Below are 26,183 nucleotides of genomic sequence, written 5' to 3' on the forward strand. Positions count from 1 at the left end.
AATGCCTATAAATAAGGAAATTTATTCATTAATATGTTATTATTACGGTAACAGATCATAAAGCGTTTTATGAGATATTTATCCATAAGAATTTTAGAGAATAAAAAGGAAGCTTAGCGAGAGTCTATGAAACAGAGGGTGACAGATCAGATTTCTCTATCGGATATAACAATGAAAAATCCGATGCGGTTTGTTAATAGAGAATTTTCATGGCTACAATTTAATATGCGTGTATTGATGGAAGCAGCTAATCCAAAACATCCTTTACTAGAACGGCTACAATTTCTTTCGATTTCAGCAGCTAATCTTGATGAATTTTTTATGGTTCGTGTTGCTGGTCTTGCTGCTCAAATTCGTGATAAGGTTACAGTGTGTAGTGCGGATGGGCGTACACCACGGGAGCAACTTGATTTTGTGTTAGCTGAGACTTCACATTTGCAAGCGCGCCAACTAAAAGAGTTGAGAGTTTTACGTTACGAATTAAAACAGAATGATATTGAAATTATTTGTCCTGAGGGGCTTTCGGAAATTGAAAAATCATGGCTTGAAAAATATTTTCTTGATATAATTTATCCTGTTCTAAAACCTTTATCTGTTGATTCTACACATTCTTTTCCATTCGTTCCTAATTTAGGGCTTTCACTTGCTCTTCGATTATCTCGATGTGCTGATCAAAACTCATTCATAGTTGTGCTGCCTGTTCCAACGACTTTAAAGCGTTTTATTCTTCTTCCTCAAGAAAGCAGTAATTTTCGTTTTATTGCGTCTGAAGATGTTATGAGCCTTTTTATGCGTTATGTATTTCCTGATTTTAAAGTTGATGGAATTGGTACATTTAGGGTAATTCGTGATAGTGATATTGAAGTAGAAGAAGAGGCAGAAGACCTTGTTCATTTTTTTGAAATGGCTCTTAAAAAGCGCCGTCGCGGGCAGGTTATTCGCATTGAATTTGACGCAAAAATGCCCAAAAATTTACGTCAATTTATAACGAAAAGTCTTTCTGTTCCTGATAATTGTATCAGTGTTCTCGATGGATTTTTGGCACTTAATATGCTGTCAGAGATTGTGTCTATTCCACGTGATGATCTAAAATTTATTCCTTATAATCCTCGCTTTCCTGAATGTATATGTGAGCATAATGGTGATTGTTTTGCGGCTATTCGTAAAAATGATATCGTGATTCATCATCCTTATGAATCATTTGATGTTGTTGTGCAATTTTTACGTCAAGCTGCTCGTGATCCTGATGTTTTGGAAATCAAACAAACGCTTTATCGTACATCAAATGATAGCCCCATTGTTAGTGCTTTGATTGAGGCTGCTGAACAAGGAAAAGCGGTCACTGCTTTGGTAGAGCTTAAAGCACGTTTTGATGAGGAAGCTAATATTCGTTGGGCGCGTGATCTTGAGCGTGCAGGTGTGCGTGTTTTTTTTGGTTTTATTGCTTTAAAAACACATGCTAAAATGTCACTCATTGTAAGACGTGAAGGAAAACGTCTTTGCTCTTACGTCCATCTTGGAACTGGAAATTATCATCCAGTTAATGCTAAAGTTTATACCGATCTTTCTTTTTTTACCACTGATGATGCTATTGGTCATGATGTTTCGTTGTTGTTCAATTATATTGCTCAATATGAACGCCCAAATAAAACAATGAAGATTGCTTTTTCACCCTTAACATTGCGTAGTCGTATTCTGAAACACATTGAAGAAGAAATTACCAATGCAAAACAGGGGCGGTTTGCTGCTATTTGGATGAAAGTGAATGCATTGGTTGATCCTGAAATTATTGATGCTTTATATAGAGCTAGTCAAGCGGGTGTACAGGTTGATTTGGTGGTGCGTGGCATATGTTGTTTGCGTCCTCATATTCCAAGAATTTCAGATAATATTCGTGCAAAATCGATTGTAGGGCGTTTTCTTGAACATAGTCGTATTTTTTGTTTTGGTAATGGTCAAGATTTACCGAATGAGAACGCTGTTGTTTATTTAGGATCGGCTGACATGATGCCTCGTAATTTGGATTATCGGATTGAAATATTGATTCCAGTTTTGAATAAAACGGTTCGTAAGCAGATTCTTTTACAAATAATGCTGGCTAATATTATTGATAATCAACAAAGCTTTGATATACTAAATGATGGGACCTCAAGGCGTATAACACCGCAAAGAGGTGAAAGACAGTTTAATGCGCAGGAGTATTTTATGGCCAAAGCAGGTCTTTGGGGATGGGAGAAATCTTTTGAGTCTTCTGCTTCACGTTTGGTTGCGTTGCATCGGCAGCGAGCCGAAATACATAAAGACTGAAATCCAATGACATATAAAGATGCTCAGGGTCGGCTAAAAGGATGTAAGCCTGTTGCTGTGATCGATATTGGTTCAAACTCTGTTCGGCTTGTTATTTATGAGGGACTTGTTCGTTCACCAACAGTTTTATTTAATGAAAAAGTTCTCTGTGGTCTTGGTCAAGGTGTTGCAAAAACTGGTTTTTTAGAAGAGAAATCAATGCAAATGACATTGCGAACACTGAAACGGTTTCGTACGCTTTGTCAGCAGATTGGAGCAGATGATGTCTATACAATAGCAACAGCCGCAGCACGAGAAGCAAAAAATGGATTAGCATTTATTCAAAATGCCGAAAATGTCTTGCAAAATAAAATAGATCTTCTTTCAGGAACTGAAGAGGCGCTTTATTCAGCATATGGAGTTATTTCTACTTTTTACCAGCCAAAGGGGATCTCTGGAGATCTTGGTGGTGGAAGTCTTGAACTTATTGATATTGATTACCCTCATATGGGTGAGGGGATAACTCTGCCTTTAGGTGGTTTACAGCTACAGTATATGTCCAATCATGATATTGCTGTTGCTACAAAAATTGCTCATGAGCATTTTAGTAAATCTGCTGTTATTCGTAAAAGCATGGCACGTTGTTTTTATGCAGTAGGAGGAACTTGGCGTAATTTAGCAAAACTTCATATGGCAACCAAACATTATCGGCTACCTGTTATGCATGGCTATGAAGTTGATGCAGTTGAAATGGAAGATTTCCTGCGTTTTGTCGTGCGTGACAGTATCGATAATATGAAAGGAATTTCAGCTGTTTCAAAAAATCGCCGTCAGCTGTTATCTTATGGGGCGATTGTTCTTATTGAGCTTATTCAATGTATGAGATTTGAAAAGATTATCTTTTCTGGTGCTGGAGTTCGTGAAGGCTTTCTTTATTCACGGTTGCCGCAAGAGATTCGTCTTTCAGATCCTCTCATTGCAGCATGCACTGAAATGGCCATTCTACGGGCGCGTTCACCAAAGCAGGCAGAAGAACTCATTAATTTTACTACCAATGCTTTTGAGGTTTTTGGAATTTCAGAGACTGAAGATGAATATCGTTACCGTAAGGCTGCTTGTCTTCTTGCGGATATTGGTTGGCGTATCCATCCAGATTATCGGGGGAATGAAGCGGCGCATCAGATAGCTCTGGGATCTTATCCGGGAATTTCTCATGAGGGACGTGTTTATGCTGCGCTCGCTGTTTTTTTTCGTAATACAAGTTTGCTCGTTGATGAAGAATCTCTTCCTATTTTTCAATTAGCAACGAAGAACATAATTGAGAAAGCACGCATTCTCGGTGAAACTATGCGGATTGCTCACCTTTTTAGTGCTTCTACTGCAGGCATTTTACCCTATTTATCGTGGTATAAAAAAACAGATCATGTTGTTTTGCACATTCCCAAGCGTTATACTGATTTATTAGGAGAACGCCCTCTCGCTCGGTTAAAGAAATTATCAAAAATAGTAAAACTGCCTCTTTCTTTTGAAACATCCTGATTTTTACTGTATTATCACGTATTTTGATTGCTCTGCAGCATCATCTTTTAGTTGTTGAGCGATATGTGTGATAATGCATTCATTTTTATACTCAATAAGGTAAATCCCATCCTTAGAAGACTTTTATAGCAATTCTCTGAATACAAATAGCTCATTTTTGTAAATCAAAACTGTTTGGTGCTTATTTTTCCATTGTTAAAATAAAACCCTATCTGACCTTTGAGCATTTGTTCAGCTTTTTGACCAAATATTTCATAGCGCCAACCATTCATAGCGGGAATATTTTTCTTTTTACATCCATGGGCGATTTTTTCTAAGTCATTGGAAGTTGCAATAATTTTTGGTGCAATACCGTTTTCATTTGCAACAAGTTTTAATAACACTTTGAGAAGATCGACAACGGCATTCGATGTTTCATTCAGTGGATTATATTTAGGAAGAGCGGGTACAGTAGCAAGATCAACTTCTAAACCTTCGTGGACAGCTTTTATTAACGTTTGTGCGATGGAGAATTTATTCCAATTTTTATTCAAGCTACGCAAACGTTTCAAAGCAGCTTCATCTTTTGGTTGTTGGATGGCGATTTCAATAAGACATTCGTCTTTCATGATGTGACGACGTGGGATATTATATCTTCGTGCTTTGCGTTCACGCCAAGCTGCTATTTTTTGTAATACGGCAAGTTCACGCTGTTTTTGTACTTTGCCTTTTACTCTTTTCCATGCTTCATCTTCAGGCATATCATAGGTTTTTGGTGCTAACAGTACCGCTATTTCATCATCCATCCAATGGGTACGTTTGTTTTTTTCTAACTGCTTTTTTAATAAGAGATAAACGTCTCTTAGATAGGTCACATCAGCAAGCGCATAGAGCAGTTGTTTTTCGGAGAGAGGACGGTAACTCCAATCTGTAAAACGGGATGATTTATCAATGTGATGACCTGTGCAGCGTTGTACAATTTGATCATAGGAGATAGAATCACCAAATCCACAAATTGATCCTGCTATTTGTGTGTCAAAGAGAGGATAGGGAATGATTCCTCCAAGATGATAAATAGTTTCGATGTCTTGACGTGCAGCATGAAAAACTTTGATGATTTTTTTATCTACCATGAGATCAAAAAATGCTTGTAGATTTATATCTTGTGCTATTGGGTCAATGAGTATTGTGACATCTGGTGATGCAAGTTGAATTAAACACAATTGAGGCCAAAAGGTCGTTTCACGGATAAATTCAGTATCTACTGTTACAAAATCTGAGTTACGTAGAGCAGCAATGGCAATTTCAAGATCTGTTGTTTGTGTAATAAGATTCATCATTCTATTATAGCTAGATAAATTAAATTTGTCTTTTATTGACTTTTTTTTTGAGTCTTTATTCTCATATCTTGACAAATGGTTGTTAAAAAGCGTTTGTAACGCATGTGGAATTATAATCAAAGGCAAAAACTATGCATCGTTATCGCAGTCATCATTGCGCTGCTCTTCGTAAATGTGATGTAGGAACAAAAGTTCGTCTTTCGGGATGGGTTCATCGTGTCCGTGATCATGGAGGAATCCTTTTTGTAGACTTGCGTGATCATTTTGGAATCACACAGATTGTTGCTGATCCTGCTTCGCCAGCTTTTAAAATTATCGAAAAAGTGCGTTCTGAGTGGGTTATTCGTGTAGATGGGGAAGTGTGTGCACGTTCTGATGAAGTCATTAATAGCTCTCTTCCAACAGGAGAGATTGAAATTTTTGCGAAAGAAGTGGAAATCCTTTCAAAGTCTGAAGAGTTGCCTTTACCCGTTTTTGGCGAACCTGATTATCCAGAAGATATTCGATTAAAATATCGTTTTCTTGATTTACGTCGAGAAACTATGCACAAAAATATTATGCGGCGTACTGAAATTATTGCTGCTCTTAGACGATCCATGCAAGAGAATGGTTTTACAGAGTTTATGACACCACTTCTGACAGCATCATCACCGGAAGGGGCGCGCGATTTTTTAGTTCCAAGCCGTATTCATCAAGGAAAATTTTATGCATTGCCGCAAGCACCTCAACAATACAAACAATTGTTGATGATGTCAGGTTTTGATCGTTATTTTCAAATTGCTCCCTGTTTTAGAGATGAAGATCCGCGGGCTGATCGTCTCCCTGGAGAGTTTTATCAATTAGATGTTGAAATGAGTTTTGTAGAACAGGAAGATGTTTTTGTGACAATGGAACCTATTATGCGTTCTCTTTTTGAAGAGTTTGCAAATGGAAAGCCTGTAACACAAAGCTTTCCTCGTATTTCCTATGATGAAGCAATACGAAAATATGGTTCGGATAAGCCAGATTTACGTAATCCAATCATTATGGAAGATGTTTCTCAGCATTTTTATGATTCTGGTTTCAAAGTTTTTGCTCAAATTTTAGCGAATGATAAAAATGCGCAAGTTTGGGCTATTCCGGCTAAAACGGGTGGAAGCCGTGCTTTTTGTGATCGTATGAATGGATGGGCACAAGATGAGGGGCAACCAGGGCTCGGTTATATTTTCTGGCGTGAAGAAGAAGGAAAGTTTGTAGGTGCTGGTCCTATTGCCAAAAATATTGGTGAGCAAAGGACTGAAGCACTCCGTATGCAGCTTGGATTTGAAAGTGGTGATGCCTGTTTTTTTGTGGCTGGAAATCCAAAGAAATTTGCATCTTTTGCAGGAGCAGCGCGTATACGTGTAGGGGAAGAATTAGATCTAGTTGATAGGGATTGTTTTTCTTTAGCGTGGATTGTTGATTTTCCATTTTTTGAATGGAATGAAGAGGAAAAAAAGCTCGATTTTGCACACAACCCTTTTTCTATGCCTCAGGGTGGGGAAAACGCTCTTGAAAGTCAAGACCCTCTTACTCTTAAAGCTTTTCAATATGATCTTGTTTGCAATGGTTATGAGATTGCATCAGGTGGAATTCGTAATCATTCACCAGAAATGATGCTTAAAGTTTTTAATCTTGCTGGTCTTTCTAAAGAAGTCGTAGAAGATCGCTTTGGTGCTCTTTATCGTGCATTCCATTATGGAGCACCACCCCATGGTGGTATGGCGGCGGGTGTTGATCGTATTATTATGCTTTTGCAAGGTGTTAAAAATTTACGTGAGGTTGCTTTATTTCCTATGAATCAGCAAGCACTTGATCTTTTAATGAATGCTCCATCTGATATTTCTCCTGCACAATTGCGTGATTTAGGGATACGAGTTGCCCCTGTTTCGAAAAATGGTTCATAAATTGATTATGAGTTGTTGCCATTTTTCTCTATCAGTGAAGCTTTAATGCCTTTAAATGAACATCAGTATATATGTTATTTATAAAAAGCTTAGGCCTTATTTGAGTTTTTAACGTTGTAGAAAAGAATTGACGTGTCCTTAGTGTTTATAAGAATAATGCGCTGTTGTTAAATATCGCCTTATTCTAAGGGTTTATTTTATGAATTTTTAAGATGCTCTATAAAATATCATTTTATATTCATTATTGCCTGAGAAATTAGATTATTAATACGTAATCAGATTTTCAGGAAAAGATATCCGTATCAATAATCTTTTTGAAATATTCACACTAAAAATACCAGCAAGGGTAAATTGTTCTTATTAAAAATGTAATGCTTTTGGCTATTTTAGAGCCGCTAAACTTAAATTGGCAAGAGCATTTTTTTTAGATTTTCTGTTTATTCTAAAAGTGACAATCGCTAGATTTAATGATGAATGTGTTTTCTCATCTTTTTGTTTTGTTTGTTGTTTATATTATCTCTTAAAGGCGGTGTTTTATTATTTTTTCAAAAAGGTTTTGAATTAAGACATTAAGTATTTTGTTATCTTATTTGGTTAAAGTGTAAAGCACGCGTATGAATTTTTCAAATTGATATAATTTTCTGTTCATGTTTTAATCACAAGGTTTATTTTTATACAGTCGATTTTTAATAAAAATAATTGGCTTATGAAAAATTGTATCGAAGAAATCTTATAGAATAATTGCTCGTTATTTTAGGAATTGTTGTCCTCATATTATGTCTGATAAAATAAATTTACCTTTTGATAAAGAACATATTGAGCCAATAGAATTACGTTCTGCTTTACAGGAGCGTTATTTGGCTTATGCGCTTTCTACTATTACACACCGTGCATTGCCAGATGTGCGTGATGGTTTGAAACCTGTGCATCGGCGTATTGTTCATGCTATGCGTTTACTCAAACTGAATCCAGGGCAATCCTATGCAAAATGTGCACGGATTGTCGGGGATGTAATGGGAAAATTTCATCCGCATGGTGATGCATCTATTTATGATGCATTAGTGCGCTTAGCGCAGAGTTTCGCTGTTCGTTATCCACTGATTGATGGACAAGGAAATTTTGGTAATATTGATGGTGATAATGCTGCTGCTATGCGGTATACAGAAGCACGCATGACTGAAGTGGCTGCCTTGCTGCTTGAGGGAATTAATGAAAATGCTATTGATTTCCGTTTAACCTATAATGAGGAAGATGAAGAGCCTGTTGTGTTACCAGGAGCTTTTCCTAATCTTTTAGCGAATGGTTCATCAGGTATCGCTGTTGGTATGGCGACATCTATTCCACCTCATAATGTTGCTGAGCTCTGTGATGCAGCACTCCATTTGATTGCACATCCCGATGGAAATGATGCGGAATTAAATCAATTTGTGCTTGGTCCTGATTTTCCAACAGGTGGTATTTTAGTTGAGCCTAAAAAGAGTATTGAGGAATCTTATCGTTCAGGGCGCGGGTTCTTTCGATTGCGTTCACGTTGGCATCAGGAAACTGGTAGCCGTGGTTCTTATGTGATTGTTGTTACTGAAATTCCTTATCAGGTTCAAAAGTCACGCCTTATTGAAAAAACAGCTGAGTTACTCCTTGCACGACGATTACCAATGCTTGAAGATATTCAGGATGAATCGGCGGAAGATATCCGTATCGTGCTTGTTCCCAAAAATCGTACTGTTAATCCTGCGCTCCTTATGGAGTCTCTTTTTAAATTAACGGATTTTGAAGTAAGATTTCCTCTTAATCTTAATGTTTTGTCTTTAGGAAAAATACCCAATGTTCTTTCTTTGCGTGAAAGTTTGCAGCAATGGCTCCAACATCGTCAAGAAGTGCTTGTTCGCCGTTCTCATTATCGGCTTGATCAAATTGATTGCCGATTAGAAATTCTCCACGGCTATCTTGTCGCATATTTGAATCTTGATGAGGTGATCCAGATTATTCGTGAAGAGGATGAACCGAAAAAGCAGCTCATCAACCGTTTTGAATTAACAGAAAATCAAGCGGAAGCTATTCTTAATATGCGTTTGCGTTCTTTACGTAAACTTGAGGAATTTGAAATTCGTAAGGAATTTGAAGCGCTGAAAACTGAAAAAGAACAACTGCAGAATTTGTTAGCTTCTCGTACAAAACAATGGAAAATAATTTCAGAGGAAATCATAAAAGTTCGTAAAACTTTTGCTCCTGATACTCTCTTAGGAAAAAGGCGGACGACATTTGAAGAAGCACCAAAGCATGATATTGATGATATTCATCAGGCAATGATTGAAAAAGAGCCGGTCACTATTGTTATTTCTGAAAAGGGATGGATGCGTGCTTTGAAGGGACATTTGAGTGATTACAAAGCACTTTCTTTTAAAGAAGGAGATTCTTTAAAGATAGCATTTCCGGCATTTACTACAGATAAAATTGTGCTGCTAAGTACTGGTGGAAAGTTTTTTTCTATTGCTGCGAATAGTTTGCCTGGGGGACGGGGGCATGGTGAACCCATTCGTATTTTAGTGGATATGGATGATGAGCATGATCTTCTGACAGCTTTTGTGCATAATGCGCAGGAAAAACTTCTTTTAGTTTCATCTCATGGAAATGGTTTTATTGTATCTGAGGCGCAAGTCATTGCTAATACACGAAAAGGCAAGCAGGTTATGAATGTGAAGTTCCCTGATAAAGTGAGGCTTTGTGTTCCGGTAAGAGGTGATCATGTTGCAGTGGTTGGAGAAAACCGCAAGATGCTTGTTTTTTCTATTGAACAAATACCAGAAATGAGTCGCGGTAAAGGTGTTCGTTTGCAACGTTACAAAGAGGGGGGCATTGTTGATGCTAAAACTTTTAATTTATCAGAAGGCTTAAGTTGGCAAGATACAGCTGAGCGCAGTTTTCATCGTCAAGCTGATGATCTCATTGAGTGGATGGGAACTCGTGCTGGAGGGGGGTGTTTGGTTCCAAAAGGCTTCCCAAAATCAGGGAAGTTTAGCAATTAAATTATAAAGGTGTAAAGGGGAAATGCTGTGTGGTTTTGTTACCATGAGAGGTATTTTTAATCTTTTCAGAGTAGTGTTTATTCATGGGAATGATTGCTATATTGCCTAAAAAGACGCCCACGCTCCGCCCATAAGACAAAAAGTATGGCGACGAGGCTAAGAAAGAAAAAACCTGCCGAATTGGGGATGGTTGTTTCATTAAATTGCTGTGCAATAAAAAAGCCAAGGCCAGTTGCAATAGATGTTTGAAGAAAACCAGAGATAGAAGATGCTGTTCCTGCAATTTCCCCTACAGATTCAAGAGCGAGTGTATTGAAATTGGCCATCATGCCGCCGCAAGCAAACATCAGTATACAAAACAACAGCATGTATAAAGGAAAAGAGATAATACCATCTGTTAAGATGGAACTAATAAACCAGATGCATGAAGTAGCACAAAATAGCAAAAGCATAGTATGTGCGATACGTCGCATTCCAAGGCGTCCAACCAGCTGAGAATTAAAGAACGAAGATAAAGCTTGAAAAGCCGCGCCGATAGCAAACGCAATTGGAAACCAGAGACCTAGATTATAAATCCCTTCATATGTCTGCTGCGATGTATTAACAGCGGTAAAAATACAGCCTAAAATAATGGAAGTTGCCAGTGTGTAGCAAAGTGTTGTGCGATTGGTGATAACAATCCATAAGTTATGTTTGATCGAAGAAAAGGAAAGAGAGCGTTGTCTATAAAGAGTTTCAGGCAAGCGCAATTGAATCCAAATCATAAGTCCAAAACCAATAATTGCCATGAATATAAAAATAAATTGCCAGTTCCCAAATAGTAAAAAAGCTTGTCCTGTTGCGGGTCCAACCATTGGTGCAATAAGGAAAACCATCATAACGATAGACATAACTTCTGCCATTTTTCTACCACTATAGAGATCACGTACAACAGAAACTGTGAGCACGCGCATAGCAGCTCCTCCCATACCTTGTAAGGCACGCAAAATCAGGAGTATAGAAAAATTGGATACAAAGACACAACCAATTGCTGTAAATGAATATAAAGCAAGAGCAATAAGAATAATCTTACGGCGTCCATAACGGTCACTTATGGGACCGAAGAGTATTTGTGTGATGCCATAGCTAATAAGATAACCGGAAATGATATAATGTTGATCATTTTCATTCATAACATGTAAACTATTCAAAATATCGGGCATGGCTGGCAGCATAATATCAACAGCTATAGAATTAATAGCCATGAGCGCACCAATAAGAATAACAAATTCTTTATAACCAATTTTTTGTTTAATTGCGTCACTATGCTTCTGTTCGTCGATTGAATATGACATATGGCATCCTTGAAATAAAATTTCGACTGAACGCAGCTCTATAAAAGACTGAATACAATGAAAGATATCTATGACTTAGGAGATATCTACGGTTTGTTGCAGGGAATGTTCTTTTCTTTTAGAAATTCTTGCAATTCATTATTTTGAAACATTTCTTTAACAATATCACAGCCACCAATAAATTCACCTTTGATATAGAGTTGCGGAATTGTTGGCCAATTTGAATAATCTTTGATTCCTTGACGCAATTCGTCAGAAGTTAAGATATTAATTCCTTTATAATCTAATCCTAAATAATCAAGGATTTGAACAACCTGTCCTGAAAATCCACATTGTGGAGCATCAGGCGTTCCTTTCATGAATAAAATGACATCATTCTTTTTAATTTCGTTGTCAATAAAATCATGAACAGTGCTCATTTCTCTTCCTCGATATTGTAGATTTTTGTGAATGTATGTGTATGTTCGTACTATTTTCTAATCTTATTGAGTGAATGAATGCAAGAAGAAATTTTGGATTATTTTGGAATATGCGTTTGCAACATTAAAGCATGTAGGTCATTTCCCATATTGCCTTTAAGAGCATCATAGACCATTTTGTGTTGCTCGACACGGCTTTTACCACGAAAACTTTCGGAAATAACTTCTGCGGCGTAGTGTTCTCCATCGCCAGCAAGATCACGAATTGTCACAGTTGCATCGGGAATACCCTCGCGAATAAGTGTTTCAATTGCAAGAGCACTCATTGCCATGATTATCCTCCTTTATTGGTTTTTAGTAAGATGTAGCATATAGTCCAAGAAAGATGAAAAACTCTTTATTTCTCACCCATAAATTGTGGAAACCAACTCTCATAAGCTTGTGTGAGTTTGTCTACTGAAAGTGTTAATATTCCCTCTATGTTGAGCAAATTACCTTCAACTATACCAAGCTCTGTTAAAGAAACTGCGCTTACTTGTGCAAGTTCTTTAAGGTCGTTGAGGGCATGGGGTCTGACGGCTAAGAGATAACGTCCTTGGTCTTCTCCAAAAAGCTCTGCATGAGGAGGAAATGTGTTGCTTAATTTGGCTTTAACACCTTTACCTACTTTAATGACCATTTCTGCAAGTGCAATGGCTAATCCCCCATCAGAAATGTCATGAGCGGCATGAACAAAACCACGATGAATGACATCTCGAACAAATTCTCCATGTTTTTTTTCAAGCTGTAAATCTACATAAGGTGGTGCGCCTGTCTCAATCTTCAAAATGTTACGCGCGTAGATTGATTGTCCTAGATGAGAGCCGCAAGCTCCAATCAAAACAATATGATCTCCATTTTGCATACCATTGATTGTTGCCATTTTAGACCAGTCGTCAAGAAGTCCTACACCAGCGATTGTTGGTGTAGGAAGAATGGCTTCTCCATTGGTTTCATTATAAAGAGAAACATTGCCTGAAACGATAGGGAATTCGAGGACTTTACAAGCTTCACTTATACCTTTAATGGCGAATACCAATTGTCCCATAATTTCAGGTTTTTCAGGATTACCAAAATTGAGATTATCTGTGGCAGCAAGTGGTATTGCACCTGTCGTAGTGATATTTCGCCAGCATTCTGCAACGGCTTGTTTCCCTCCTTCATAAGGGTCTGCTTCACAATAGCGAGGCGTCACATCAGAAGAAAAAGCAAGAGCGCGTTTGTCGTTATTGCTTATGCGAATGACACCTGCATCACCACCTGGACGAACAAGAGTATTTCCTTGAATAAGTGTATCATATTGTTCATAAACCCACCGCCGTGAACTTTGATTTGCAGAATTTAATAGTGTGAGGAGTGCATCACCAAGATTTTCAACCCTTTTGACTTCTTCTACTTTAAGAGCCACTTTTTTTACAGGTTCACTCCAAGGGCGATCGTAAACAGGAGCTTCATTGCCAAGTTCTTTGATTGGAAGATTAACAACTTCTTCCCCTTGGTGGTATACACGGAAACGCAAATCATCTGTTGTTTTTCCAATAATGGAAAAGTGAAGACCCCACTTATGAAAAATTGCCGCTGCTTGTTTTTCTCCTTCTGGTTTAAGTACCATGAGCATGCGTTCTTGGCTTTCAGAGAGCATCATTTCATAGGCTGTCATGTTTTCTTCACGAACAGGCACTTTATCAAGATTAAGCTGTATTCCTAAATTTCCTTTTGCTCCCATTTCAACTGCAGAGGATGTGAGTCCTGCTGCACCCATATCTTGAATAGCAACAACAGCTCCAAGTTCCATAAGCTCTAAGCAAGCTTCAAGAAGACACTTTTCTGTAAAAGGGTCACCTACTTGAACGGTTGGGCGTTTTTCATCAATTGAATCATCAAATTCGGCTGAAGCCATTGTTGCTGCACCAACGCCATCACGTCCTGTTTTTGCTCCAAGATACACAACAGGAAGTCCTACTCCTTGCGCTTTAGAATAAAAAAGAGAGTCTGTCTTTGCAATACCAGCAACAAAAGCGTTAACAAGGATATTGCTATTATAACGCTCGTCAAAATTGACTTCTCCGCCAACAGTTGGAACGCCAAAAGCATTACTATAGCCACCAATTCCAGAAACAACACCAGAAACAAGATGACGTGTTCGGGGATGATCAGGAGATCCAAAGCGCAATGCATTCATCGTTGCAACAGGGCGGGCGCCCATTGTAAAGACATCACGCAAAATACCTCCTACACCTGTTGCTGCACCTTGATAAGGTTCAATATAGGAGGGATGGTTATGGCTTTCCATTTTGAAAACGACGCATTGACCTTCACCAATATCAACAACACCAGCATTTTCACCAGGTCCTTGAATGACACATTTTCCTTCTGTTGGAAGAGTTTTAAGCCATTTTTTAGATGATTTATAGGAACAATGTTCGTTCCACATTGCAGAAAAAATTCCAAGTTCAGTAAATGTTGGCTCTCTTCCAATAAGGGTTAGAATATGTTGATATTCATCATTTTTTAGACCATGTTGTGCAATCAATTCTGGTGTAATGGCGATGTTATTGCAAAGATTCATGAGTATTTCATTCCGTTAAACTAATCAAAATTTAGTATTCTTGTTGCTTCTAATCCAGCTTCTTAGTTCACTTATTTTGTTGTTTGATGACGAGATCATTAATGAACTATAAGCCAAAATTTTATTCGTTTGCTTTTTGAATTTAATGAAAGGGATTTATTTTCAGTGTCCAGAAAATATCTTTCATGATTTCAGGTGAAGAAATTTATTTGGTAAGATTATTTTCATTTCATAGTTTCTATGCCGTTTGGGATTGAGCAGTGCAAAAGGAATCTAAGGAGCTTTCAAAACTGTTAGTATGATCACCTATTTGCCCATTCTAAAACACTTTGGAAAAGCAAACGACCATCTGTACCACCATGTGCGGATTCGATAAAATTTTCAGGATGAGGCATCATACCAAGAATATTGCCAGCTTTATTGATGATACCAGCAATATCATGAATCGAACCATTAGGATTTGTATTTTCTGCATAACGAAAAACAATTTGCCCATTGTCTTTCATTTGTTTTAATGTTTCATTGTCGACAAAATAATTTCCGTCGTGGTGAGCAACAGGACAACGAATGATTTGCTCTTTAGAATAATATCGAGAAAACCTTGAGTTGGCGTTCACAACTTCAAGTTTTATTTCACGACAAACAAATTTTAATGAAGCATTACGCATTAAAGTACCAGGCAATAATCCAGCTTCCAATAAAATTTGAAATCCATTACATATACCGATTATCGTAACACCTTTTTGTGCTTTTTCACGAACGGCTTGCAAAACTGGTGTTCGTGCACCAATAGCACCACATCTTAAGTAATCACCATAAGAAAAACCACCAGGAATTACAATGACATCTACCTCTGGAATCGTGGTATCTGTTTGCCAAATTTTAAAGGGCTCAATTCCTGTTATATGATGTAACGCTGCAACCATATCCCGATCACGATTAAGTCCAGGTAATTGAATGATAGCAGTTTTCATGAAGAGATCCACTTAAAGAAGTTCTATAGTATAATTTTCAATAATAGTATTCGCTAATAACTCTTCACACATCTGTTCAAGTTTTTGCTTTGCTGTTTCAGTAGGTTGATCGTCCAGCACAATATCAAAAATCTTTCCTTGACGAATGGAGTGAATTCCTTTGAAAGCTAAACTTTTTAAAGCACCAACAATTGCTTCTCCTTGTGGATCAAGGACGCTGTTTTTTAAAGTCACTGTAACGCGTGCTTTCATTTCTTATTTCCTGTTGCTAGAATCTCTCTCTTTTGAAGAGGTATACTGAATCCATATAAGAAAGGTAACATGATGCTACCTTTTTGTTTATTTTACCAAAACGGGACCACTTGGTCGTGGAGGCTCATTTTCATTGATGATACCAAGACGTTTTGCAACCTCTTGATAAGCATTAATGAGTCCCCCCATATCGCGCCGAAAACGATCTTTATCCATTTTTTCTTGTGTTTGCATATCCCATAATCGGGCAGAATCAGGGGAGATTTCATCAGCAAGAACAATGCGCATTGTTTCATCTTCCCACAAGCGACCAAATTCCATTTTAAAATCAATCAATTGGATGTTAACGCCTGCAAAAAGTCCAGAAAGGAAGTCATTAATACGAATCGAAAGTTGCATAATATCTTCGATCTCTTGCGGTACAGCCCATCCAAAGGCAGTGATATGTTCTTCAGTTACCATTGGATCATCAAGAGAATCATTTTTGTAATAAAACTCAATGATGGATTGCGAAAGAGGCATTCCTTCTTCTAGTCCCAAACGCTTAGAAAGAGAACCAGCAGCAACATTACGAACAACAATCTCCAACGGAATAATTTCTACGGCCTTAATGAGTTGTTCGCGCATATTTATACGCTTGATAAAATGTGTTGGGATACTCAAACGGCTAAGATGGCTAAAGATATGTTCTGAAATGCGGTTATTTAAAACCCCTTTTCCGTCGATAACTTCATGCTTTTTTGCATTAAAGGCAGTTGCGTCATCTTTAAAAAATTGAATATAGGTCCCTGGTTCAGGTCCTTCATATAAAATTTTGGCCTTGCCTTCATAAATACGGTGGCGACGATTCATTATGATTCTCTATTGATTTGAGAGGTCTTAAATAACACGAATAAACAATACTATCCTAATTGGTAAAAATTCTCAATCATTGCTATAACACTTCTTACAATTTTTGTCATTGAGGCTTTACCAAAGAGAAATGAAACCCATAAAGGGTGAAGAAGATTACTTCTCTTAAAATCAGATTTTTGCAAGAAAATGGGAGAGAACCATAAGCCCTTCCGGCCAAGGACCATGCCCAGATTCTGCATTAATATGCCCAGATTGACCAGCATCAACAAAGAGTGCTCCCCAATTATTGGCAAGATTCTCTGCTACTGAAAATTCACAAAACGTATCGTTCTGGCTGGCTATGACAACAGAAGGGAAAGATAATTTTTGGCAGTGATAGGGACCAAACGTCATTAAATGTTTAGGACGTATTTTTTCATTGGTTATATCTGGAGGTGCAACAAAAAAGGCACCACGAACTTTTTCTGCGTTTTGTAGCGTTGCATGAATAGCTATGGGAACTCCTAATGAGTGAGCAATAATGACAACAGGTTTTTGAGCTTGTGCAATGGCGATTTTAACTTCATGAACCCATTCTTCACAAACAGGTTTTGACCATTGGGTCTGTTGAACACGGCGGGCTGTAGACAGTTTCTTTTCCCATCGTGTTTGCCAATGATCAGGACCAGATCCTTTGTAGCCAGGAACAATAAGAATATCGAGTTGATTTGCTTTCATGATATTGTTTCCTTCTTACAACAGATTTTGTATTATATTGGAAACAATATGTTTGTTCCCCGATGTTTGTTCTTTGTATGCATTTTTTGTCACTCTCCAAAAATGCGTTTAAAAATTGTGTTGATATGTTTGGTGTGGTAAGAAAGGTCGAATTTTTCACGCAGTTCTGCTTCACTTAAAGCTTTTGTTACATCTTTGTCATTGAGCAATTCTTCTAAGAAATCTTTTCCTTGTTCCCAAACCTTCATCGCATTTCGTTGTACAATCCGATAGGAATCTTCACGGCTTAGTCCAGCTTGCGTGAGCGCTAAAAGTACGCGTTGTGAGTGAACGAGCCCACGAAATTTATTGAGATTTTTTTGCATATTTTCTGGATAGACAATCAAATTTTCAATGACCGATGTGAGACGCATAAGAGCAAAATCAAGTGTAATGGTAGCATCAGGGCCAATATAACGCTCAACAGATGAATGAGAAATATCACGTTCATGCCAAAGTGCTACATTTTCCATGGCAGGTATTGCAAATGCACGTACCATACGTGCTAACCCAGTTAAATTTTCTGTTAAAACTGGATTGCGTTTATGGGGCATAGCAGATGAGCCTTTTTGTCCAGGTGAGAAATGCTCTTCTGCTTCAAGGACTTCTGTACGTTGTAGATGGCGTATTTCGATGGCTAATCTTTCAATAGATGAAGCAATAACACCAAGTGTTGCAAAGAACATGGCGTGACGGTCGCGTGGTATAACTTGGGTGGAAACGGGTTCAGCTCGCATTCCCAATGCTTGTGCTACATGTTCTTCAACACGCGGATCAATATTAGCAAAAGTTCCGACAGCTCCTGAAATAGCACAGGTAGAAATTTCTTCGCGTGCTGCAAGGAGGCGTTTGCGACAACGGAAAAATTCAGCGTATGCAAGAGCAAATTTAATCCCAAATGTTGTTGGTTCAGCATGAATGCCATGACTTCGCCCAATGGTAATGGTCTCTTTATGTTCAAAAGCACGTTTTTTTAATGCTTCAAGAAGTTGATCTATATCTTTTAGTAAAAGATCGCTGGCACGCATCAATTGAATATTAAGCGTTGTATCTAGAACATCTGATGATGTCATACCTTGGTGGATAAAACGTGCTTCTGGTCCAACAAATTCAGCTAAGTGAGTGAGAAATGCTATAACATCATGCTTGGTGATCGCTTCAATTTCATTAATGCGGTTGATATCAAATTCGGCGGCTGCCCCTTTTTCCCAAATGATTTTTGCTGCTTCTTTTGGAATGATCCCTAGCTCAGCTAAAGCATCACAAGCATGTGCTTCAATTTCAAACCAAATACGATATTTGGTTTGAGGTGACCAAATAGAAACCATTTCAGAACGAGAGTAACGTGTTATCATAATTTTTCCTTTATTGTGAGAGAGTGGCTGCTTGGCGCAATGCGTGAATACGGGTTTTGTAAAGTTCTTTGTTTCCATTTTTATAAATTGCAGAGCCTGCAACAAAGACATTTGCACCAGCTTTTGCAGCTATCCCAATTGTATCAACAGTGATACCACCATCGACTTCAAGATCAATAGGTTTTTTAGCAATCATGCTTTTAACACGTTTGATTTTATCTTTCATTTCTGAGATAAAGTTTTGTCCACCAAAACCAGGATTAACAGTCATAATGAGAATAAGATCTAATTGATCAAGCAAATATTCAAGCACATGTTCTGGTGTACTTGGGTTAATTGCAATTCCTGCTTTTTTTCCATTTTCTTTTATTTTTTGGAGTGAACGATGAAGATGGGGGCTTGCTTCAGCGTGAATGGTTATAATATCAGCACCCGCTTTCGCAAAAGCTTCAAGATAAAAATCGACTGGTGCAATCATTAAATGAACATCAAATATTGCGTTGGTTAATGGACGTAGTGCCTTGACGATATCAGGACCAAAAGTAATATTAGGAACAAAATGGCCATCCATAATATCAAGATGGAGCCAATCTGCCCCCGCAGCAACAACATCCAATACTTCTTGGCCAAGTTTGGAAAAATCAGAAGCCAAGAGTGAAGGTGAAATGAGATGAGAATGGGGCATTAAGATCTCCTTGATTGGCTTATTGGCTGTTTCTATCATGTAGTTCTGTATACTAAAATGTCTTTTGTGTTATATGATGTAAAAGAAAAAATACGTTTAATAGACCGTTTTATGGAAAGATTGTTTGAGATTTTAAAACTGTACTTAAGTGAAAGATATGTCAAACCATACAACACATTTAATGCCTAAACTTCAACATAATATTACTGTTTCTTCGCAAGAATATCGAGATGCTATGAGCCATTTTGCAGGAGCTGTACATATTGTGACAACAAATGGAATTCATGGAAAGCGCGGGGTAACAGTTTCAGCCTGTTGTTCTTTATCTGATGATCCTCCAACAATCCTTGTTTGCCTCAGACGACATAATCCTAAGAATCAGTGGTTTATAAAGAATGGAAACTTTTGTGTGAATAGTTTGGCAGGAAAGCATCGTTTCTTAGCAGATATTTTTTCTAGGCGTTGTAATTATGCACAAAATGAACCTTTTGGTAGAGAAAAATGGGGTACTTTGCAAACAGGTGCTCCTAGTCTTTCAGATGCTTTAGCGTCTTTTGATTGCCGTTTAATTTGTTGGCATGAACATGCAACGCATTGTGTTTTGATTGGTGAGGTTGTTGCAATTCACTCTAATCAAGAAAAAGACGCTTTGATATATTTGAATCGTGGATATCATACTCTTCTTTTGTAAGGATTTTAATTTGCATTTTGAGATGAATTTTGTTGGTAAGCTTGAGGTTGCACTTAATCAAATGGGTAAGGATTATTTCACATGACACTGAATATTTAAATTTCTCTCTTTATATAGACTTGCCGGCATAACGAAAAAAAGGGAGATTCCTGACAAAAGTTATGCCAAGAAAATACATGTTCTACAAAGAAGCGGCTAAAAAATGATAACTTTAAACATATTTGTAGGTTGTTATAAAAAAGCATTTTACTCTTGTGTTGATCATTGTTGAACAATATATAGACCACACTTACCATATGTGGAGATTTTTATGGCATGAGCGAAGAGATTGATAGTCAATATCGCCCTAGTGAAGATGAGCCTTTCATGAATGAGCGGCAAAAGGCATATTTTCGTGCTAAATTAGTTTCTTGGAAGAATGATATATTAAAAGAAGCGCGTGAGACTTTAGAAAATTTGCAAGAAGAGAATATTGGTCAACCTGATATGACTGATAGAGCCTCTTGCGAAACTGATCGTACAATCGAATTGCGTGCTCGTGATCGTCAGAGAAAACTTATCGCAAAAATAGAAGCTGCTCTGGAGCGTATTGATAATGGAACTTACGGTTTTTGTGAAGAAACTGGGGAACCGATTAGTATAAAGCGTCTTGAGGCGCGGCCGATTGCAGTTTTATCGTTGGAAGCACAAGAGCGCCACGAGCGACGGGAAAAAGTTTATCGTGATGATTAAGGTGGATTGCGGTGATTGACAAATGAATTGCATGGTATGGGAATTTTGTATTTTATTTTTTTTGAGTAGGGATAAATAGAGAGGGCTCTTGCCGCCCTTCAATTTCCGCAGTGATCGCTGAATCTTCAACATTTTGATTCATAAAAACTGTGGAGCTTTTGTCTTTCCTGTGTTCTCTTTTTCCCGAAGAAGATCTTTTTTCTGTAAGGCCAAATTGGGGGAGGACTTCTGTTGGTGTTAATGTTGGCTGTGTTTCTCTTTTTTGTATGATGGATGTGCTGTTAGTATTGGATTCTACAACAACATCTGTTAGCCCGCCGATAAGGAGCAAATGCTCTTTATCATCACACCGTACCAAAACGAGACGACGTGTGCGATCAAGAGCAATTGTCTCACATAGAGTTAATCGCGATGGATGCTTTTTTTTGTGGAAACTGAATTTTTTTCTCTTTAAACCGCGTAAAAACAAGAGGATTGCAGCAATAGCTGTTATTGTTATTATGAAAAATATAAAACTTACGGTTATGTTAGCCGCTGATGCGCCTATTTGGTTTGATAACCAGACATACATAGAATTCCTCCCATTTTAGAACGGAAATATTATTTTTATTGATATAGGTTCGTAAATATACCCCTAAAAGGTTTACTTATTAAGAGAAGAAAAGATCTTTTTAACATTGAGTGATTTTTCTGAGAAAGATATTATCATGGCCTATACTTCATAACAATGATTATGGAGAGCATTTGTGGCATAAGAAACAGCTATGATCAAGGCAAAGTGACATGAATAAAGGTTTTGAAAAGAGTAAGAAATCATCGTCTTTTTCTGTATATCGAAGAAGTATGATTCTTGGTATTTTTTTAATATTAACGTTTCTATTCATTATAGCACTTCTCAGTTTTTTTTATCCGCTGAGTCCTTTACAAAAGATGGAATTGGCATCTTTTTTTGTTTTGGCGTTTATAGGGGCTGCTGCACTTGTTCTGAGTGGAATGGGGGTTTTGAGATATCATGTGGCACAGTTGCATGATGCGTTTGATCTTGCTATCTTTAATAATACTGATGATGCAATTATAGTCTCTGATTTATCAGGTTTTGTTTATTATTCTAATCAAAGTTATCAAAAAATTCTTACCTATAAGCCTGAGTCTTCTTGCTATGTGGTTATTGCTGATCTTCCAGAAGCTGGTGCACTTGCGTATCGCTTAAAGGTCGCGGCATGTAGTAATCTTGCAGCACAAGAAGAGTTCAGAGTGGAGCAGTCGATTTTTTCCCATTCTACACATAAAAAACCTTTTTGGTATAACATTTCTGTTCAACCGATCACAAAGCACAGCAAAAAGTTTTTATTTTGGCGTATTGTTGATATTTCGCATTTACAGGAAAATCGTGAAGTTTTTTTCTCGAATCTTCAAGAAGCGATCAATCATTTAGATCAAACTCCTGTCGGTTTTTTATCCGTTAACACACAGGGGATGATTTTATATGCAAATGCGATTTTTGCTGAATGGTTTGCAATTGATTTGGCAAATTTTTCTGTTGGTCAATATAGTTTTGATCAGTTATTTGATGGTGGTGGAACCAATAGCACATGGAATGATATTTGTTTGCAAAGCAATAAATATCAAAGTTCAGGTTACTCTTTGCCGTATACGTTTTCGTTAGCTTTAAATTCAGAGACTTCTCCTAAAAAGATATTGAATTGTTTTATGTGTGCTTCTTCATTCTTAGAGGATGAAGCCGTTTATCGTATTGTGATGATCCCACAGCAAATAGAAAAGAGAGAAAACGATCATCAATTTAAATTACCTCATGCATTAGTAGAGTATTTTGATGCGAGTCCATTTGCAATAGCAGTGGTCAATCAAAAAGGACACTTTATTCACATCAATAATGTCTTTTCATCACTCATGGGATGTATAGACGGAACTCTTAACCTTTATGATGTTATCTCTCATCGTGATTGTGCACAGTTAGAGCGTGCATTTCAGAAAATTATGACAAATAAAGACTGTACAGTTTCGATAGAAACCGTTTTAGAAAATAATGAGGAACGTCATTTGCGTCTTCATGTTATGCCTGTAAAGCCGTATTATGATGATGTCTTACGAGATTTCATCATTGTCTCTGTTGTAGAAACAACAGAGCAAAAAACACTTGAAGATAAAATGGTGCAAAGCCAAAAGATGCAAGCTGTTGGTCAATTGGCTGGTGGTATTGCTCATGATTTTAATAATGTTTTAACAGCAATTTTGATGTCATGCGATTTGCTTTTAAATACACATCGCAGTTCTGATCCTGCACATGCTGATCTTATCAATATCAAAAATAATGCTAATCGTGCAGCAGCACTTGTGCAGCAATTATTAGCTTTTTCTAGAAAACAAACACTTCGCCCTGTAAAGGTTGATTTTACAGAATTTTTATCAGATATTCGCAATCTTATTTTACCCCTGTTAGGGAATAATATTCAGTTAAAGATTATTCATGGAAGAGATTTGTGGAGCGTTGAAGTCGATCAAGCGTCTTTCCAGCGTGTTATTATGAATTTGGTTATTAATGCGCGTGATGCTATGCTCGATGGAGGTATTGTTACGATTGCGACAAACAATATTACAAAACAACAAAGTGCTGAATTTGATCATGTTGGTTTTGGAATTGGTGAGTATGTGCAATTAACTATTTCAGATACAGGAACTGGTATATCATCTGCGATACAAGAAAAAATGTTTGAACCATTTTTTACAACAAAAGAAGTTGGAAAGGGAACTGGGCTCGGTTTATCCATGGTTTATGGAATTATCAAACAGACAGGTGGTTATATTTATTGTGAGAGTAAAGAAAGGGAAGGAGCAACATTTCATATTTTTCTTCCCCGCTATATTCCTCCTCATAATATAGAGGTTTTCCCACAGATTGAAAAAGGTGAAGAGCAAGAAAAAAATACTGACTTAACAGGATCTGCGACCGTTTTATTGGTTGAAGATGAAGATGCTGTCAGAACGGGTGGGGTGAGAGCACTTCAAATGAGAGGCTATACTGTTTTAGAGGCTGCCAGTGGAGTGGAAGCACTCAATATTCTTGACGAAAATAAGGGCACTGTTGATCTTATTGTTTCCGATGTGGTGATGCCAGAAATGGATGGACCGACTTTACTGAAGGAAGTGCGCAAAAGCTATCCTGATATCAAGTTTATTTTTGTTTCTGGATACGCAAAAGATGCTTTTGCTAAAAATCTTCCACAAGATGCGGTATTTGGTTTTTTATCTAAACCATTTACACTCAAGCAGTTAGCTTTAACAGTTAAAGAAACACTTGCACAATGAAATGAAAAATTATGTAAGAGAGAAATTGTTTGTCTTAAGTTTTTTAGTTGAAAAGTTGGAGTATTTTGGACAGATCAACATAGAACTTTCTAAAAATAGAGAGCAGGATAAGTAAAAGTAGTTTGGGAATTGATAGTCAGAAATTTTTAAAAATCATTACACATTCTAAAAAAATATTTGTCAGATAATAGATTCTGTTATGACAAAACTTTATAAGTGAGGAAGAGGTAAATTGGGAGTGCAATATTAAAAACCGGTGATTGACATACTCAAAAGGATAAAAGTTGTTGTTAAATATCTCTCATTTTTTCACTTCCTTCAATAAAGGCTTTTAAGGCTTCAGGATAAAGTTTATGTTCTGCTTTAAGAACTCTCTGCGCTAAGCTCTCAGCAGTATCGTTTGGACAGACTGGAACAGCCGCTTGAGCAAGAATCTTTCCTGCATCCATATCTTCTGTAACAAGATGAACAGTGCAACCAGTGATTTTAACGCCTGCTTCTAAAGCCCTTTCATGGGTATTTAAACCTTTAAATGAAGGTAAAAGGGAAGGGTGAATGTTTAAAATTCGTTCTTCATAAAGTTTTACAAAATGCGATGAGATAAGGCGCATATATCCTGCAAAGCACAGTAGATCTGGTTTATATTGGGATAAAATCGCCAAGATAGCTTCTTCGTGTGCTTCTTTTGTTGGGTAACTTTTACGATCAATGATATGCGTAGGAAAGTTATTGTTGCGCGCCTTTTCAATACCGGCAGCATGAGGATTATCGCAAATAACTGCGATGATTTCGGCGGGGTATTCCTTTTGTTGGCTGGCTTTGGCAAGAGCAACCATATTAGATCCGTTGCCGGAAATAAAAACAATTATTTTTTTTTTCATAAGTGAAGTCCCCCTTTATAGAGTATTCCTTTGTCTTGGCGTTTTGTTAAAACGCCAAGGAGGGTAACCGTTTCTCCTTGCATTTCGAGCATTTGCGTAATTTTTTCAACTGCCTGTTGTGCTACAATGATCACCATGCCAATGCCGCAATTGAATGTTCGTAGCATTTCTGTTTCCTCTATTTTGCTTTGTTTGGCAATCCAAGAAAAGACTGATGGAACATGGATAGCAGAAAGATTAATTTCAGCGCAGAGAGAAGATGGAAGCACACGAGGAATGTTTTCAGGAAAGCCTCCACCTGTGATGTGAGCAAGAGCTTTGATTCCTTTATAGTTTCGTATGATGGGCAGGAGTGATTTTACATAAATGCATGTTGGTGTGAGCAATGCTGTACCAAGACTGATTTGAGGATTGAAAGGAGCAGAGTCTTCCCATTTTAAATTACTTTGTTGGATGATTCGTCTTACGAGAGAAAAGCCGTTGGAATGAACTCCAGATGCGTTAAGGCCTAAAATAACGTCTCCTTCTGTAAGATCTTTTGAAGGGAGTAATGCGCTGCGTTCGCATGCTCCTACAGCAAAGCCCGCTAAATCATAATCTCCTTCTGCATACATATCTGGCATTTCTGCCGTTTCTCCTCCAATAAGGGCAGCACCTGCTTGTTTGCATCCTTCTGCAATTCCAGAAACAATTGCTGCACCCTGTTCAGGATCAAGCTTACCAGTTGCAAAATAATCGAGGAAAAAGAGAGGTTCGGCACCTTGTACAAGTAAATCATTGACACACATGGCAACGAGATCAATCCCTACAGTGTCATGGATACCTACTTCAATGGCAATTTTTAATTTTGTTCCTACACCATCATTGGCTGCTACGAGAATGGGATCTGTGAAGCCTGCTGCTTTTAAATCGAAAAGTCCACCAAAACCGCCAATTTCAGCATCTGCTCCTGCTCGTTTTGTTGAGCGTATGAAGGGTTTAATTTTTTCTACTATGGCGTTACCCATATCGATATTTACACCGGCTTTTGCATAGGTAAGACCACATTTGGATTTATCATTTATAATATCTTGATTGTTCATTGGAACCTTCCTTATGGAAAATCAGGTTTTGAAGTTATGCAATGCCATGATAGAGTTATCTCTGCAAGAGATATTAATTTACTCTTTAAGAAAATATGCAACCCTGCTTGAGACCCATGTTGAGGAAGTTTATAATC

The 26,183-nt window shown here is 37.6% G+C and carries 21 protein-coding genes; 7 read left to right on the forward strand and 14 right to left on the reverse strand.

Features of this window, described 5'->3' with window-relative positions:
• The first annotated feature begins 126 nt into the window (after positions 1–126).
• Together J7R10_RS04960 and ppx are read left to right on the forward strand one after the other, a co-directional pair.
• Complete coding sequence (locus J7R10_RS04960) at positions 127–2,307, forward strand: RNA degradosome polyphosphate kinase (protein WP_010705163.1); 2,181 nt, start codon at positions 127–129, stop codon at positions 2,305–2,307.
• 6 nt (positions 2,308–2,313) lie between these two features.
• Positions 2,314–3,825 (forward strand): exopolyphosphatase, encoded by a 1,512-nt coding sequence (ppx, locus tag J7R10_RS04965; protein WP_010705164.1) that lies wholly within the window; start codon positions 2,314–2,316, stop codon positions 3,823–3,825.
• Between the two features lie 164 nt (positions 3,826–3,989).
• Here ppx and rnd read toward each other — a convergent pair whose 3' ends face one another.
• Positions 3,990–5,144 carry a ribonuclease D gene (gene rnd / locus J7R10_RS04970; protein WP_026501325.1) on the reverse strand — a complete coding sequence of 385 codons (1,155 nt, stop codon included), beginning with the start codon at positions 5,142–5,144 and terminating at the stop codon, positions 3,990–3,992.
• A gap of 131 nt (positions 5,145–5,275) precedes the next feature.
• On the opposite strand from rnd, the gene aspS reads away from it, so the two are divergent.
• Both aspS and parC read left to right on the forward strand, forming a co-directional pair.
• Positions 5,276–7,069, forward strand: coding sequence for an aspartate--tRNA ligase (gene aspS, locus J7R10_RS04975; RefSeq protein WP_010705166.1), 1,794 nt, complete (start codon positions 5,276–5,278; stop codon positions 7,067–7,069).
• Between the two features lie 776 nt (positions 7,070–7,845).
• Positions 7,846–10,095, forward strand: coding sequence for a DNA topoisomerase IV subunit A (parC, locus tag J7R10_RS04980; RefSeq protein ID WP_010705167.1), 2,250 nt, complete (start codon positions 7,846–7,848; stop codon positions 10,093–10,095).
• 77 nt (positions 10,096–10,172) lie between these two features.
• Here the strand turns inward: parC and J7R10_RS04985 are convergent, their stop codons facing one another.
• The 10 genes from J7R10_RS04985 to rpe form a co-directional block, all read right to left on the reverse strand.
• Positions 10,173–11,429 (reverse strand): multidrug effflux MFS transporter, encoded by a 1,257-nt coding sequence (locus J7R10_RS04985; RefSeq protein ID WP_010705168.1) that lies wholly within the window; start codon positions 11,427–11,429, stop codon positions 10,173–10,175.
• An 86-nt stretch (positions 11,430–11,515) separates the two neighbouring features.
• Positions 11,516–11,848: a Grx4 family monothiol glutaredoxin gene (gene grxD, locus J7R10_RS04990; protein ID WP_010705169.1), complete on the reverse strand. Its 333-nt coding sequence runs from the start codon at positions 11,846–11,848 to the stop codon at positions 11,516–11,518.
• A gap of 98 nt (positions 11,849–11,946) precedes the next feature.
• Positions 11,947–12,180, reverse strand: coding sequence for a BolA/IbaG family iron-sulfur metabolism protein (locus J7R10_RS04995; RefSeq protein ID WP_010705170.1), 234 nt, complete (start codon positions 12,178–12,180; stop codon positions 11,947–11,949).
• Positions 12,181–12,245: 65 nt separating this feature from the next.
• Positions 12,246–14,456, reverse strand: a complete 2,211-nt coding sequence (gene purL, locus J7R10_RS05000) for a phosphoribosylformylglycinamidine synthase subunit PurL (protein WP_010705171.1) — start codon at positions 14,454–14,456, stop codon at positions 12,246–12,248.
• 302 nt (positions 14,457–14,758) lie between these two features.
• The gene (gene purQ / locus J7R10_RS05005) at positions 14,759–15,430 is read right to left on the reverse strand and encodes a phosphoribosylformylglycinamidine synthase subunit PurQ (protein WP_010705172.1); all 672 of its coding nucleotides are present in this window, start codon (positions 15,428–15,430) and stop codon (positions 14,759–14,761) included.
• A gap of 12 nt (positions 15,431–15,442) precedes the next feature.
• On the reverse strand, positions 15,443–15,682 hold the full coding sequence (gene purS, locus J7R10_RS05010; RefSeq protein ID WP_010705173.1) for a phosphoribosylformylglycinamidine synthase subunit PurS: 240 nt from the start codon (positions 15,680–15,682) through the stop codon (positions 15,443–15,445).
• Positions 15,683–15,769: 87 nt separating this feature from the next.
• Complete coding sequence (purC, locus tag J7R10_RS05015) at positions 15,770–16,534, reverse strand: phosphoribosylaminoimidazolesuccinocarboxamide synthase (RefSeq protein WP_010705174.1); 765 nt, start codon at positions 16,532–16,534, stop codon at positions 15,770–15,772.
• 171 nt (positions 16,535–16,705) lie between these two features.
• A complete protein-coding gene (locus J7R10_RS05020; protein ID WP_010705175.1) occupies positions 16,706–17,254 on the reverse strand; it encodes an alpha/beta hydrolase in 549 nt (182 codons plus the stop codon).
• Positions 17,255–17,343: 89 nt separating this feature from the next.
• Positions 17,344–18,648 carry an adenylosuccinate lyase gene (gene purB, locus J7R10_RS05025; protein WP_010705176.1) on the reverse strand — a complete coding sequence of 435 codons (1,305 nt, stop codon included), beginning with the start codon at positions 18,646–18,648 and terminating at the stop codon, positions 17,344–17,346.
• A 10-nt stretch (positions 18,649–18,658) separates the two neighbouring features.
• Positions 18,659–19,333 (reverse strand): ribulose-phosphate 3-epimerase, encoded by a 675-nt coding sequence (gene rpe, locus J7R10_RS05030; RefSeq protein WP_010705177.1) that lies wholly within the window; start codon positions 19,331–19,333, stop codon positions 18,659–18,661.
• Positions 19,334–19,490: 157 nt separating this feature from the next.
• Between rpe and J7R10_RS05035 the strand changes: the two genes are divergently transcribed.
• Together J7R10_RS05035 and dksA are read left to right on the forward strand one after the other, a co-directional pair.
• Complete coding sequence (locus J7R10_RS05035; protein ID WP_010705178.1) at positions 19,491–20,024, forward strand: flavin reductase; 534 nt, start codon at positions 19,491–19,493, stop codon at positions 20,022–20,024.
• Between the two features lie 315 nt (positions 20,025–20,339).
• A complete protein-coding gene (gene dksA / locus J7R10_RS05040) occupies positions 20,340–20,756 on the forward strand; it encodes an RNA polymerase-binding protein DksA (RefSeq protein ID WP_010705179.1) in 417 nt (138 codons plus the stop codon).
• A gap of 52 nt (positions 20,757–20,808) precedes the next feature.
• Here dksA and J7R10_RS05045 read toward each other — a convergent pair whose 3' ends face one another.
• Positions 20,809–21,327: a flagellar biosynthetic protein FliO gene (locus J7R10_RS05045; RefSeq protein WP_010705180.1), complete on the reverse strand. Its 519-nt coding sequence runs from the start codon at positions 21,325–21,327 to the stop codon at positions 20,809–20,811.
• A 212-nt stretch (positions 21,328–21,539) separates the two neighbouring features.
• On the opposite strand from J7R10_RS05045, the gene J7R10_RS05050 reads away from it, so the two are divergent.
• Positions 21,540–24,083 (forward strand): response regulator, encoded by a 2,544-nt coding sequence (locus J7R10_RS05050; RefSeq protein ID WP_010705181.1) that lies wholly within the window; start codon positions 21,540–21,542, stop codon positions 24,081–24,083.
• 290 nt (positions 24,084–24,373) lie between these two features.
• Here the strand turns inward: J7R10_RS05050 and purN are convergent, their stop codons facing one another.
• Both purN and purM read right to left on the reverse strand, forming a co-directional pair.
• Positions 24,374–24,964 carry a phosphoribosylglycinamide formyltransferase gene (purN, locus tag J7R10_RS05055; protein ID WP_010705182.1) on the reverse strand — a complete coding sequence of 197 codons (591 nt, stop codon included), beginning with the start codon at positions 24,962–24,964 and terminating at the stop codon, positions 24,374–24,376.
• Entirely contained in the window at positions 24,961–26,046 is a 1,086-nt protein-coding gene (purM, locus tag J7R10_RS05060; RefSeq protein WP_010705183.1) for a phosphoribosylformylglycinamidine cyclo-ligase, read from the reverse strand. Before purM ends, purN begins: the two co-directional genes overlap by 4 nt.
• Between the last annotated feature and the right edge of the window lie 137 nt (positions 26,047–26,183).

It is taken from the genome of Bartonella vinsonii subsp. berkhoffii ATCC 51672, assembly GCF_902825225.1.
GTDB lineage: Bacteria > Pseudomonadota > Alphaproteobacteria > Rhizobiales > Rhizobiaceae > Bartonella > Bartonella berkhoffii.

What these genes read in the sequence shown, in the direction of transcription:
- dksA (WP_010705179.1), top strand. Translation starts at nt 20,340, where the DNA reads ATGAGCGAAGAGATTGATAGTCAATATCGCCCTAGTGAAGATGAGCCT.
- J7R10_RS05050 (WP_010705181.1), top strand. Translation starts at nt 21,540, where the DNA reads ATGAATAAAGGTTTTGAAAAGAGTAAGAAATCATCGTCTTTTTCTGTA.
- J7R10_RS05020 (WP_010705175.1), bottom strand. Translation starts at nt 17,254, where the DNA reads ATGAAAGCAAATCAACTCGATATTCTTATTGTTCCTGGCTACAAAGGA.
- J7R10_RS04985 (WP_010705168.1), bottom strand. Translation starts at nt 11,429, where the DNA reads ATGTCATATTCAATCGACGAACAGAAGCATAGTGACGCAATTAAACAA.
- aspS (WP_010705166.1), top strand. Translation starts at nt 5,276, where the DNA reads ATGCATCGTTATCGCAGTCATCATTGCGCTGCTCTTCGTAAATGTGAT.
- grxD (WP_010705169.1), bottom strand. Translation starts at nt 11,848, where the DNA reads ATGAGCACTGTTCATGATTTTATTGACAACGAAATTAAAAAGAATGAT.
- rpe (WP_010705177.1), bottom strand. Translation starts at nt 19,333, where the DNA reads ATGCCCCATTCTCATCTCATTTCACCTTCACTCTTGGCTTCTGATTTT.
- purL (WP_010705171.1), bottom strand. Translation starts at nt 14,456, where the DNA reads ATGAATCTTTGCAATAACATCGCCATTACACCAGAATTGATTGCACAA.
- rnd (WP_026501325.1), bottom strand. Translation starts at nt 5,144, where the DNA reads ATGATGAATCTTATTACACAAACAACAGATCTTGAAATTGCCATTGCT.
- parC (WP_010705167.1), top strand. Translation starts at nt 7,846, where the DNA reads ATGTCTGATAAAATAAATTTACCTTTTGATAAAGAACATATTGAGCCA.
- purB (WP_010705176.1), bottom strand. Translation starts at nt 18,648, where the DNA reads ATGATAACACGTTACTCTCGTTCTGAAATGGTTTCTATTTGGTCACCT.
- J7R10_RS04995 (WP_010705170.1), bottom strand. Translation starts at nt 12,180, where the DNA reads ATGGCAATGAGTGCTCTTGCAATTGAAACACTTATTCGCGAGGGTATT.
- purC (WP_010705174.1), bottom strand. Translation starts at nt 16,534, where the DNA reads ATGAATCGTCGCCACCGTATTTATGAAGGCAAGGCCAAAATTTTATAT.
- ppx (WP_010705164.1), top strand. Translation starts at nt 2,314, where the DNA reads ATGACATATAAAGATGCTCAGGGTCGGCTAAAAGGATGTAAGCCTGTT.
- purN (WP_010705182.1), bottom strand. Translation starts at nt 24,964, where the DNA reads ATGAAAAAAAAAATAATTGTTTTTATTTCCGGCAACGGATCTAATATG.
- purM (WP_010705183.1), bottom strand. Translation starts at nt 26,046, where the DNA reads ATGAACAATCAAGATATTATAAATGATAAATCCAAATGTGGTCTTACC.
- purQ (WP_010705172.1), bottom strand. Translation starts at nt 15,430, where the DNA reads ATGAAAACTGCTATCATTCAATTACCTGGACTTAATCGTGATCGGGAT.
- J7R10_RS04960 (WP_010705163.1), top strand. Translation starts at nt 127, where the DNA reads ATGAAACAGAGGGTGACAGATCAGATTTCTCTATCGGATATAACAATG.
- purS (WP_010705173.1), bottom strand. Translation starts at nt 15,682, where the DNA reads ATGAAAGCACGCGTTACAGTGACTTTAAAAAACAGCGTCCTTGATCCA.
- J7R10_RS05045 (WP_010705180.1), bottom strand. Translation starts at nt 21,327, where the DNA reads ATGTATGTCTGGTTATCAAACCAAATAGGCGCATCAGCGGCTAACATA.
- J7R10_RS05035 (WP_010705178.1), top strand. Translation starts at nt 19,491, where the DNA reads ATGTCAAACCATACAACACATTTAATGCCTAAACTTCAACATAATATT.